The sequence below is a fragment of the Streptomyces sp. NPDC058534 genome, assembly GCF_042717365.1.
Taxonomy (GTDB): Bacteria; Actinomycetota; Actinomycetes; order Streptomycetales; family Streptomycetaceae; genus Streptomyces.
The window spans coordinates 3954-13329 of record NZ_JBHXNW010000092.1 but is presented as its reverse complement, the minus strand read 5'-3'; the positions used below and the strand labels follow the sequence as shown (position 1 = coordinate 13329).

The window sequence follows — 9376 nt, the reverse complement described above, 5'->3', positions numbered from 1 at the left end:
CCCTCCACCACACCCCCCCCCCCCCCCGCGCTCTTTTTTTTTTGTTGGGGGGGTGTGTTTTTTTTAAAAACCCCCCGGCCCCCCCCGGGGGCCCGCGACCCCCCCCCGGCCGCGCGCGGCGGTGTCGGCGTTGGGTGCGCCTTCGAGGACGTCGTCGGTTTCCACGGGCCACGACCTTAGAGGCGTGTTGCGGAAAACTCAACAGCGCTTGAGCTGGAATCCCTGTTGGAAGGGTGGATTGAGATCCTGACTGGCTCGCAAGTCAGAAGCTCCGTTCAGTGGAAGGTGACGGTGAGTTTCGCCGCGGAACCGGGCGCGACGAAGACATACGCCGTGGCTCCGGGGGCCCGGGTGAAACGGAGTCTCAGCTGGGTGGTGCCGGTCGGGTCGAGGGCCCGCAGGCCGGGGCCGGAGAACTCGGTGGAGGACGCGGTGCCCGAGGTGAACCGTGGGACGGTGGCGATCCCGGTCGCGGTCGGGGACGCCGACCAGTCAGCGGGTTCGATCACGCACGCGCCGAGGCAGCCGGTGTGCGCGTCCACCGCGAGGGAGTTGCCGGCCGGGCTGCCCCACGGGTCGCCGCTGCCGCCCGCGTGCGTGACGGACAGCCTGGCACTGTCGACGACCGCGTCGTCGGGGAGCGAGGAGGTGTCGAAGGAGAGCACCGCTCGGTTGTACTTGCCGTCCGCGCCCCGGCCCACGCCCAGCCCGTAGACGGACTCCAGCGTGCCGACCGCCGGCCCGGCGCCGTCGGCGCCCGCCTTGACGTAGCCGTCGCGGCTGTCGTCGTTCGCCAAGGTCACCGTCCTCGTACCGGGGTCCGGGCCGGGGTCGGTTCCCGCGTCGAGGCCCCAGAACCGCGCGATGTGGTGCGCGGCGCAGATGTTCACGTCGAGGATGTAGGCGGCCGCCCGTCCGCACTGGCCGCTTCCGCTGCCCGGGTCGACGGGCTGGCCGTGGCCCATGCCGGTGATCTCGAACGACTCGACGACCGGGCGGCCCGTGGCGTCCTCGAAGACCTGGTGCGGGTAGCCGCCGACGGTGTCCGAGGTCTCCGGGGTGGTGTCGGCGCCGTGGACGTCGGTCCACTGCTCGACGAGCTCGCGCCGGTTCATCGGCGCGACCGTGGCGTCGGTTGTGCCGTGCCAGACGGACAGGGCCGGCCACGGGCCGCCGTGGGACGAGGCGCCGCGCACCAGATCGCCCCACTGCGCGGGCGTCCTGTCCGAGCCGGGGCTCATACAGCCGAAAGCCTGGGTCAGGTTCGTGGCGCACCGCGACGGGATCCCGGCGACGACCGCGCCGCCGTCGAACCGGTCGGGATACGCCGCCATCATCGCGGACGTCATGGCCCCGCCGGCCGACAGCCCGGTGACGAACGAACGGTCCGCTGCCACGCCGTTGTCGGCGCGCATCCGGTCCATCATCTGGACGACGGAGAGGGCCTCTCCGGAGCCGCGCGACGTGTCGCCGTTCTCGAACCAGTTGAAGCACGCGTTGGCGTTGTTCGAGCCGCGCTGCTGAGGGAGCAGCAACGCGAACCGCAGCCGGTCGGCCAGTTCCGTCCAGCCCGTCTCGTCGTCGTAGGCGGCCGCGTTCTGCGTGCATCCGTGCATCGCCACGACGAGCGGACGGCCGGCCGGGAGGCCGTCCGGCACGTACCGGAACATCTGCAGGTTGCCGGGGTTGGACCCGAACCCCGTCACCTCCTGGAGGCCGGCCGCGCGGGCGGATCCCGAGGGTGCGGACAGGAACGCCGCCGCGGCGATCAGCACGGTCAGCAGGGCCGCCCAGGCACGAACGCCGCTGCGCGCCGTCGGCCTGGCTGAGGGATGGGTGTGGGGCATCGCAACACTCCTACGGCACGTGGGGGTTAGTGACGTGGGTCTCACTGCTGGCTGGACAGTAGGACCGGGCCCCCGCCGCGACGACCGGTGCGGACCACATACGGCGCGCTCGCTCCCTGTGCCAAGTGCACATGCCGTGCCGACCCTCGCCGTGCTCGGCCGGCTCCGGGGCGCCGACACGGGCTTCGAAACTGTCGGAAGCGATCGATAACGAATTGAGTCGGCTTGCGCACGGCCATTGACCAAGATTCCCGTCTGACCTTACTGTCCGACAGCATGGGATTTCGGCAATAGGACCGAAACTTTCGAAAGGCAGACGATGAAGACACGTGCGCGCTTGCCCGGACTCGTCGCCACCGCCGCGACGCTCGCCCTGGCGCTGAGCCTGTCGGCCTGCGGCGACGGGAACGGCGGGGCGTCGTCCGACGACGGCAAGATCCATGTTCTGGTCTACGGGGACGCCAGCAACAAGGTCGAACAGCAGATCGTCGACACCTTCAACAAGACGTCCGACGTCAAGGCCGTCCTCGACACCATCCCCGGTGCCGACTACCAGAAGAAGCTCCAGACGATCATCAGCACGCCGCAGGCCCCGGACGTGTTCTTCAACTGGGGCGGCGGCAGCATCAAGCCGTTCGTCGAGGCCGACCTGCTGCTGCCGCTCGACGGCTTCATCGAGAAGGACGCCGACCTGAAGAAGAAGTTCCTGCCGTCCGTCTTCGACAGTGGCGTCGTCGACGGCAAGCCGTACGGCATCCCGATGCGCGGCACCCAGCCGGTCCTGCTCTTCCACAACAAGAAGGTCCTCGACGACGCGGGCGTCGAGCCGCCGAAGACCTGGGACGAGCTGCTCGACGCGGTGGAGAAGCTCAAGGACGAGGGGGTCACGCCGATCGCGCTCGGCGGCGGCGACGTCTGGCCGACCCAGATGTGGTTCCAGTACCTCTACGACCGCACAGCAGGACCGGAGTTGTTCGCGAAGGCCGTCGGGGGCGACAAGAGCGCCTGGGAGAGCGCGGACAGCAAGAAGGCCCTGGGCATGATCAAGGAGCTCGTCGACACCGGCGCCTTCGGCAAGAACTACGACTCGGTCAAGTACACCAACGGCGGCTCGGTCCAGCTGATGGCCTCGGGCAAGGCCGGCTTCGAGCTGATGGGTTCCTGGTACTACTCCCAGCAGCTCACGGACCACGAGGAGTTCGCCGAGAAGGACCTCGGCTACACCGCCTTCCCGGCCGTCGAAGGCGGCAAGGGGGATCCGGCCGGCGTCGCGGGCAACACCAACAACTACTACTCGGTGATGAAGAAGACCAAGCACCCCGAGGCCGTCGCCGAGTTCCTGAAGCTCATGTACTCCGACGAGTTCGTCAAGGCGCAACTGGACATCGGCAACCTGCCGACCACGACCAACACCGACAAGTTCATCGACGGCTCGGGCACCCCCGAGTACTCGCGCTTCCAGTACGACCTCGTCGCCGACGCCCCGTCGTTCCAGCTGTCCTGGGACCAGGCGTACCCGCAGAAGGCGACCTCCGACATGCACAAGGCCGTCCAGCAGTTCTTCAACGGACAGCTCGACACGGACGGCTTCATCAAGGCCATGCAGGCCCTCCCGACCGACTGACGAACGGCTCATGACCACACAGACCACGAGCACCCGCCCCGGCTTCGCCTGGGCGCTGCCCGCCGCAGTGTTCTTCGCCCTCTTCGCGATCGTGCCGCTGATCATGGTGGCGGTGCTGTCGTTCATGAGCTGGGACGGGATCAGCCCGCCCGAGTTCGTCGGCACCGACAACTGGTCGCGCCTCATCGACGACCCGGTCATGCTCAAGAGCGTCTGGCTGACCCTGCTGCTGACCGCGCTCGGCGTGGCCCTCCAGACCCCGCTGAGCATCCTGCTCGGCGTCTGGGCCGCCGGGAACCAGCGCAACCGCGCCGTCCTGTCGGTCATCTACTTCATCCCGCTGCTGCTGTCCGCCACGGCCGTGTCCGTGCTGTGGCGGGCGCTGCTCGACCCGAACTTCGGCATCCCCTCCGCCGCCACCTGGCTGTTCGGCGACGGCAACCTGTTCGGTGAACAGGCCACCGCCATCGGGGTCCTCGCGTTCGTCAGCACGTGGCAGTTCACCCCGTTCCACACGCTGATCTACCAGGGTGCCGCCCGCGCCGTCCCGCAGGTGCTGTACCAGGCGGCGGAGATCGACGGGGCGGGCCGCTACCGGCAGTTCTTCCACATCACACTGCCGCAGCTGCGCACTGCCATGATCACCTCGGTGATCCTGATGATCGTCGGCGGCCTGACCACGTTCGAGACGGTCCTCATCCTGACCCAGGGCGGCCCCGGCACCGACACCACCATCAGCGCCTACTACATGTACGACAAGGCGTTCAAGAGCTTCGACTACGGCACCGGCTCCGCGATCGCCCTGGCCCTGGTCGTCGCGGCCACCGTCATCTCGCTGATCGTCGTCCGGGTCTCCGGCTACGACAAGATGCGCAGTTCCATGGAGGGTGTGTCATGAGGCGCCGACCGAACTACCTGGCCGGCGCGGGCTCGTTCGTATGGCTCCTCCTGGTCGGCCTGCCGCTGTACGTGCTGCTCGCCGCGACCCTGCGCACCCGGCAGGACTACGCCGAGAACGGCCCGGTCTCGATCCCGGACAGCTTCACGCTCGACAACTACACCGGCGCCTTCGACTCCGGCTTCGGCCGGTACTTCCTCAACACCCTCGTCGTCACTGCCTGCGTGGTCGGCCTCGTACTGCTGCTGGTCCCACCCCTCGCCTACGCCATCGTGCGCAGCCGCGGCCGGGCCACCTCGGCGGTCTTCCGGCTGTTCCTGCTCGGCCTCGCCATCCCCGCCCAGGCCGTGATCGTGCCGATGTTCTACCTGATCAGCGAGGCCGGGCTGTACGACAACCTGCTCGGCGTCATCCTGCCCACGACCGCGTTCTGCCTGCCGATGTCGGCGCTGATCCTCAGCGGCGCCATGCGGGACATCTCCCCGGAGCTGTTCGAGGCCATGACCATGGACGGCGCCACCCCGCGGCGCATGTTCTTCCAGCTCGTGGTGCCGCTGTCGCGCGGCGGACTGTCCACGATCGTCGTGTTCTCCGCCCTCCAGGCGTGGAACGGCTTCCTGTTCCCGCTCGTCCTGACCCAGTCCGACGCCACCAAGGTCGTCACCCTGGGCCTCTACAACTTCCAGACCGAACACGGCATCGACATCCCCGGCCTGCTGGGAGCCGTGGTGCTGTCCATGGTGCCCGTCCTGCTCGTCTACCTGTTCGCCCGTCGCGCCCTGGTCCAGGGCCTGATGGGCGTCGGAGGAAAGTGACCCACAACGTGGCGGTTGAGACCACCCCCGAAATCCCCCTCTGGAACGACCCCGCCCTCTCCGTCACCACCAGGGTGTCCGCGCTCATCGAGGCGATGACCCCCGAGGAGAAGATCGCCCAGCTGTACGGCGTCTGGGTCGGCGCGTCCGACGAGGGCGGAGACGTAGCCCCCCATCAGCACGACATGGAGGAGGCCGTCGACCTCGACGCGCTCCTGCCCACCGGGCTCGGCCAGTTGACCCGGCCCTTCGGCACCGCCCCCGTCGACCCGGCGCTCGGCGCGCTCTCGCTGCTGCGCACCCAGGCCCGCATCGCCTCGGCGAACCGCTTCGGCATCCCCGCGGTCGCGCACGAGGAGTGCCTGGCCGGCTTCGCCGCCTGGGGTGCGACCGCCTACCCCGTCCCGCTGTCCTGGGGTGCCACCTTCGACCCGGACCTGGTGCAGCGCATGGCGTCCGCCATCGGCCGCGACATGCGGTCCGTCGGCGTCCACCAGGGCCTCGCACCCGTCCTGGACGTGGTGCGCGACGCCCGCTGGGGCCGGGTCGAGGAGACCATCGGCGAGGACCCGTACCTCGTCGGCACCATCGGCTCCGCCTATGTGCGCGGCCTGGAGGACGCCGGCGTCGTCGCGACCCTCAAACACTTCGCCGGCTACTCGGCCTCCCGCGCCGGACGCAACCTCGCGCCCTCCCCGATGGGCCCGCGCGAGCGCGCCGACGTCCTGCTGCCGCCCTTCGAGATGGCGATCCGCGAGGGCGGCGCCCGGTCGGTGATGCACGCCTACACCGACACCGACGGCGTGCCCGCGGCGGCCGACGAGGACCTGCTCACCGGGCTGCTGCGCGACACCTGGGGCTTCGACGGCACCGTCGTCGCCGACTACTTCGGCATCGCCTTCCTCAAGACGCTGCACGGCATCGCCGCCGACTGGGCGGAGGCCGCGGGAGCGGCGCTGCGGGCGGGCGTCGACGTCGAACTGCCCACCGTCAAGACGTTCGGCGCACCCCTGGTGGAGGCGGTCGCCGCCGGCCGGGTCCCCGAGAAGGTGATCGACCGCGCCCTGCGCCGGGTGCTCACCCAGAAGGCGCTCCTCGGGCTGCTCGACCCGGACTGGAACCCGGTGCCCGCCGCGCTCGACGGCGCCGACCTGGACGACCCGGAGGCCCTGCGCGGCCGGATCGACCTGGACGGGCCCCACAACCGCGAACTGGCCCGCACGGTCGCCGAGGAAGCGGTCGTGCTGCTGAGCAACGACGGCACGCTGCCGCTCGCCCGGCCGCGCCGCATCGCCCTCGTCGGACCCAACGCCGACGAGGCCACCGCCGTACTCGGCTGCTACTCCTTCCCCCAGCACATCGGCGTCCACCACCCCACCACCCCGGTCGGCATCGGCCTGCCCACCCTGCGCGCCACCCTGGCCGCCGAGTTCCCCGACACCGAGTTCACGCTCGCGCACGGCACGGGCGTCGACGACGGCGACGTCTCCGGCATCCCCGAGGCCGTCCGCGCGGCCGGGGAGGCGGACGTCGTCGTCGCCGTCCTGGGCGACCGCGCCGGGCTGTTCGGACGCGGCACCAGCGGTGAAGGCTGCGACGTCGAGTCGCTCGCCCTGCCCGGCGCCCAGCAACGGCTCCTCGACGCGCTCCTCGACACCGGCAGGCCGATCGTCACGGTGCTGCTCGCGGGCCGGCCCTACGCGCTGGGCCGGTCCGTGACGGAGTCCGCCGCGATCGTGCAGTCCTTCTTCCCCGGCGAGGAGGGGACCGCCGCTCTCGCGGGCGTGCTCAGCGGGCGTACCGGCCCCTCCGGCCGGCTGCCGGTCAGCGTGCCCCGCGGAGCCGGTGCCCAGCCGACCACCTATCTGGGGGCGCGGCTCGCCCACGTCAGCGAGGTGTCCAGCATCGACCCGACGCCCGCGTTCGGCTTCGGGCACGGCCTCACGTACACCACGTTCGCCTGGAGCGACCTCGCGGTGGACGCGCGCCAGGCGCCCACCGACGGCGAGTTCGCGCTGGCACTGACCGTCCGCAACACCGGTGAACGGCACGGCACCGAGGTCGTCCAGCTCTATCTGCACGATCCGGTGGCCTCCGTCGTCCAGCCGGTGCAGCGCCTCGTCGGCTACACCCGGGTACCGCTGGCACCCGGCGAGGCCCGCAGGGTGCGCGTCGCGGTCCCGGCCGACCTCGCCTCCTTCACGGGGCGCGACGGCCACCGCGTCGTCGAACCAGGCGCGCTGGAGCTGCGGTTCGCCGCATCCAGCACCGCGCCGCCCCTGACGGCGACAGTCACCCTCACCGGTCCGCAACGGCGGGTAGACCACACGCGGCGGCTGCACGCCGTCTTCGAGCAGGAACCGGCGGCAGGCGGCTGAGGCGCCCGGGTCAGCGGCCCCGCAGCACATCGAGCGCCTGGAGCGCGACATGGAGTTCGGTGCGCTGCTCGCCGGACTCCAGGTCGCGCCCGAGCAACCGCTCGATCGTCCGCAGCCGTTGGTAGACGGTCTCCCGGGACAGCCCCGCCGACCGGGCGGCGACGGTCTTGTTGCCCGCGGCGTCCAGATAGCCGCGCAGGGTCGTCACGAGGTCGGTGCCGTGCCGGGCGTCGTGGTCGAGCAGCCGGCCCAACTGCCGTTCCGCGTAGTCCTGGACCCGGGTGTCGTCGCGCAGCGCGAACAGCAGCCGGCGCAGGCCGATGTCCGTCCGTTCGTGGAAGGAGCGGTCCGGCGGCGGGGGCCGGCCCGGCTCGGTCGCCTCGGCCACCCGGGCCGCCTCACCGAAGGAACGCGCGACGCCGTCGAGATCCGGGGCCGGGGAGCCGACGCTCACGGTCGCGCCCGGAACGGCGTCCAGCACGCCCCGGCTCAGCCGCTCGACGGCCTCGCGCCAGGGCGGCGACGGACGCAGCGCCAGCAGCACGCCCAGGCGGGTGGGGGAGAGCAGACCGACGAGCGCCCGCGCCCCCGACGTGCTCAGCTCCTCGGACAGGCGGGCCTCGGCCGTCGCGGCGTCCGTCTCTCCCGGGAGGTCCGCGAGTACGGCGACGAAGCGGGCGTCCTCCGCGGGCAGCCCCAGGGCCGCGACACGGGCGCGCGCGTCCGCGGGGGAGCGGTGGCGCCGCTCGGCGAGGTCCCTCAGGGCCGTGCGGTGGGCGGTGCGTTCCCAGGGCGTGGCGTGGGTGAGACGGGCGATGGTGAGGGCCATCGCGGTCCGCTCCAGCACGGTGACGTCCTCGGGTCCAAAGGACCGGTCCCCGCCCGGCAGCATGGCCACCCGCCCCCAGCCCTCGCCCTGGTACTCCACCGGGGCCACGAGCCAGCCCTCGGGACCGGCGAGGCCCGTGCGGTCGGTGGCCGGCGTGGTCCGCGAGCGACGCTCCCATCCGGTGAGCGCGGCCTGCGCCGTACTGCCCGAGGGCTCGCAGACCAGGGCACGGTGGACCAGGTTCTCCAGCACGACCGTCCGTCCGCTCATCTCCGCCGCCGCGCGCACCACGTCTTCCGGACCGGCGCCGCGCAGGGTCAGCGCGGTGAACGCCTCGTGGACCCGCTGCGTCCTGCGCATCGCGTCCGCCTGGCTGCCGAGGATCAGCGCGTGGACGACCTGCGTGACCTCCAGGAAGTTGACGTCCTGGGCGAGCGTGACGAGCGGCAGCCCGCGCGCCCGGCAGGCCTGGACGAGGGCGTCCGGCGGCCGGTGGTAGCGGCGCACCAGCTCGATGACCAGGGCGGCGGCACCGACGTCGGCGAGTTCGTCGACGTAGCGGCGTACGCCCGCCGGGTCCTCGGGCAGCGGCATGCCCGTGGTGAGGACGAGTTCGCCGCCCTTGAGGAACGACGCCGGGTCCGTCAGCTCGGTGACGTGGACCCACCGGACCGGGCGGTCGACGCGGTCCGCGCCGGTGACCACCCGCGGCTCGCCCCCGGCCAGCACCGGCAGGGCCAGCACGTCGGCCACGGTGGGCGGACGGCCCTCCGGGCCCGGGTGCCGGTTCTCGCTCACGGTGCCTCCCTGTGCCCCCTGGTCACTCTGACAAGCCTCCTTGACCTGCGCAAGAGCGCTCGGAGGGCGGCGCGGGCGCGGAGCGGCGGCGCGCCCGGCCGCGGGCCGGTTTCACCAACTCCGGGAAACCCGCCCCCCCCCGGCAGAAGGCCCGGTTGGGGGCCCCCCGGGGGCGGCAGGATTGGGG

General features: G+C 71.6%; 6 protein-coding genes. 4 read left to right on the top strand and 2 right to left on the bottom strand.

Annotation, left to right across the window (positions count from 1 at the left end; translation table 11 throughout):
• Window positions 1-275 precede the first annotated feature (275 nt).
• A complete protein-coding gene (locus ACFWR9_RS37025) occupies window positions 276-1847 on the bottom strand; it encodes a PHB depolymerase family esterase (protein ID WP_383850418.1) in 1572 nt (523 codons plus the stop codon).
• Window positions 1848-2166: 319 nt separating this feature from the next.
• Here ACFWR9_RS37025 and ACFWR9_RS37020 point away from each other — a divergent pair, with 319 nt between their 5' ends.
• From ACFWR9_RS37020 to ACFWR9_RS37005, 4 genes are read left to right on the top strand one after another with little or no spacing between them, the layout of a single operon-like run.
• Window positions 2167-3471: an ABC transporter substrate-binding protein gene (locus tag ACFWR9_RS37020; RefSeq protein WP_383850415.1), complete on the top strand. Its 1305-nt coding sequence runs from the start codon at window positions 2167-2169 to the stop codon at window positions 3469-3471.
• A gap of 10 nt (window positions 3472-3481) precedes the next feature.
• Window positions 3482-4369: a carbohydrate ABC transporter permease gene (locus ACFWR9_RS37015; RefSeq protein WP_383850413.1), complete on the top strand. Its 888-nt coding sequence runs from the start codon at window positions 3482-3484 to the stop codon at window positions 4367-4369.
• On the top strand, window positions 4366-5184 hold the full coding sequence (locus ACFWR9_RS37010) for a carbohydrate ABC transporter permease (RefSeq protein WP_383850410.1): 819 nt from the start codon (window positions 4366-4368) through the stop codon (window positions 5182-5184). Before ACFWR9_RS37015 ends, ACFWR9_RS37010 begins: the two co-directional genes overlap by 4 nt.
• On the top strand, window positions 5181-7562 hold the full coding sequence (locus tag ACFWR9_RS37005) for a beta-glucosidase (protein WP_383850406.1): 2382 nt from the start codon (window positions 5181-5183) through the stop codon (window positions 7560-7562). Before ACFWR9_RS37010 ends, ACFWR9_RS37005 begins: the two co-directional genes overlap by 4 nt.
• Before the next feature lie 10 nt (window positions 7563-7572).
• On the opposite strand, the gene ACFWR9_RS37000 is transcribed toward ACFWR9_RS37005, so the two are convergent.
• Complete coding sequence (locus ACFWR9_RS37000; protein ID WP_383850404.1) at window positions 7573-9189, bottom strand: PucR family transcriptional regulator; 1617 nt, start codon at window positions 9187-9189, stop codon at window positions 7573-7575.
• Between the last annotated feature and the right edge of the window lie 187 nt (window positions 9190-9376).